The 2,040-nt window shown below is 62.8% G+C and carries 2 protein-coding genes and 1 pseudogene; all 3 read left to right on the forward strand.

What is annotated here, in order from left to right; translation table 11 throughout:
- A pseudogene (locus WCB02_RS20860) lies at positions 1-529 on the forward strand (anthranilate phosphoribosyltransferase); the annotation flags it as partial.
- A gap of 18 nt (positions 530-547) precedes the next feature.
- Positions 548-946: a VOC family protein gene (locus WCB02_RS20865; protein ID WP_423960998.1), complete on the forward strand. Its 399-nt coding sequence runs from the start codon at positions 548-550 to the stop codon at positions 944-946.
- A gap of 67 nt (positions 947-1,013) precedes the next feature.
- On the forward strand, positions 1,014-2,040 hold a 1,027-nt coding region (locus WCB02_RS20870), incomplete at its 3' end, for a hypothetical protein (protein ID WP_423960999.1).

Raw genomic sequence — 2,040 nt, forward strand, 5'->3', positions numbered from 1 at the left:
ACTGAAAGCAGTGATGCCCGTCCGCAAAGCTCTCGGTGTACGTTCCATCCTGCACATTCTAGGCCCCTTACTCAACCCCGCAGGAGCCCGCCGCCAGGTCATGGGCGTCTACCAGTCCCGCTTAGTCCCATTGGTGGCTAACGCTATGATTCTGCTGGACATCCAGCACGCCATGGTAGTCCACGGCGACGGCAATCTAGACGAAATCGCCCTCTCCGGCCCCACCGAAATCGCCGAGCTCCGCAATGGAACCGTCACCCAATACACCATCGCCCCCGAACAATTCGACCTCCAACGCGCCCCGCTCTCGGCCTTGGCGGGCGGCAGCGCAGCCGATAACGCGCTCATTCTAAACAGTATCTTCTCTGGTCAGCCGGGTCCACCCAGAGACGTAGTCCTCCTCAATGCCGCCGCAGTCCTCGTAGTCAGCGGCCTATCCAACAACCTCCGCGACGGCATCCAACTAGCCGCACGGGCAATTGACACCGCTGCGGTACAATCGCTAGTCTCAGCGCTCCAATCAAACTAAAACCCCGGAGATGTTGCAATGGCAAGAGTTACTGGCATAGGCGGAGTCTTCCTCCGCTCTCCCGACCCCAAAGCCCTGGTAAAGTGGTACGCCACAAACCTGGGTATCACCCTCTCCGACTTCGGCGGCGCCTCTTTCGAATGGTCCGACGAAGTCCCCAAAGGCACCGGTATGACCGCCTGGTCCGCCTTCCCGCTGGACACCAGCTACTTCGGCGACGGTCCCCAACCGTTCATGATCAACTACCGCGTAGATGACCTAGACGCTTTACTTGCCACACTTGAGGCCGCCGGCGTATGGATTGACCCCAAGCGCGACAACGCCTCCTATGGCAAATTCGCCTGGATCAAAGACTGCGACGGCAACCGCCTCGAGCTCTGGCAGCCCCTGGCCGACGAAGGACAAGCCGCAGAATAGCCCCCTGCCGTACACTGTCCCGATGCCCCCCCGCATCCAATCCCGCCGCCGAGCCCCCGTCTGGTTAATGGGCCTCTCGAACGCCACGATTGGCCTCGCGGGTGGGTTCATCGTCCTGCCATTACCCCAGATGCTCGCCGCCCAGGGCGTCCCTGAAATCAAGATCGCCGCCATCAGCGCGGCCTGCCTCTCCCCCGGATTCTGGGTCTTCCTGCTCGGCCCCCTGCTCGACATCCGTTTCACCCGTCGCTTCTATGCCACCGTGTTTGCAGCACTTGCAGGCCTCGGCCTGATGACGGCGGTCCTCATGCGCGGCCACCTCCTTACCCTCGAGATCCTGCTCGTGGTCGCCTACGCCGCCTCCGTACTCAGTTCCAATGCCCTGGGCGGCTGGCTCGCCGGCGTCATCCCCGAGGTCGCCGAAGCCGAGCGCGATAACCCCAACCACGAAGGTGCCCGCCTGAGCGCCTGGACCCAGGTAGGCCTCTTCCTCGGCAACGGCCTCATGGCCGCCATCGCCGCCGAAGGCATGCGTCGACTCCCCCTAACCGTAATCGCGCCACTACTTGGAGCGTTGGTCGTCCTGCCCGCCGCCGTCTTCCCCTGGATCCCCGTCCCCGAACTAACCTCACCGGACGCCGCCAAATCCGCGCTCAACCTCGCCCGCGATGGCTTCCGCAAACTCTTCACAGAACTAGGCGCCCTCCTGAAGCGGGGCGAAGTACTCCTTACGCTGCTATTGTTTGCCGCTCCCACAGGCTCCTTCGCGCTCACCAACCAGCTCGGTGGCGTCTCCGCAGACTTCCACGCCTCGCCAGCCTTCGTCGGCCGCATGGGGGGCGCGGTCCTCTCGCTCGCCGGCGCCACCGCCTGCCTTCTTCTGCCCTTTTTTGCGCGCTGGATCAAATCCCTCCCGCTTTATTTACTGATCGGTACAGTAGGCAGCCTCTTCACGCTGACCCTCCTTCTGCTCCCTCGAACACCCGCCACCTTCGCCATAGCCTTCCTCGGCGAAAACGTAGTTCAAGCCCTAAGCTTCACCGCCGCAGTCGCCATCTGTTTTGCCACCATCGGCCGAAACAATCCCCTCGCCG

Origin of the sequence: Bradyrhizobium sp. (genome assembly GCF_049581145.1) — a bacterium.
In the GTDB taxonomy this organism is placed as follows: Bacteria; Pseudomonadota; Alphaproteobacteria; order Rhizobiales; family Xanthobacteraceae; genus Bradyrhizobium.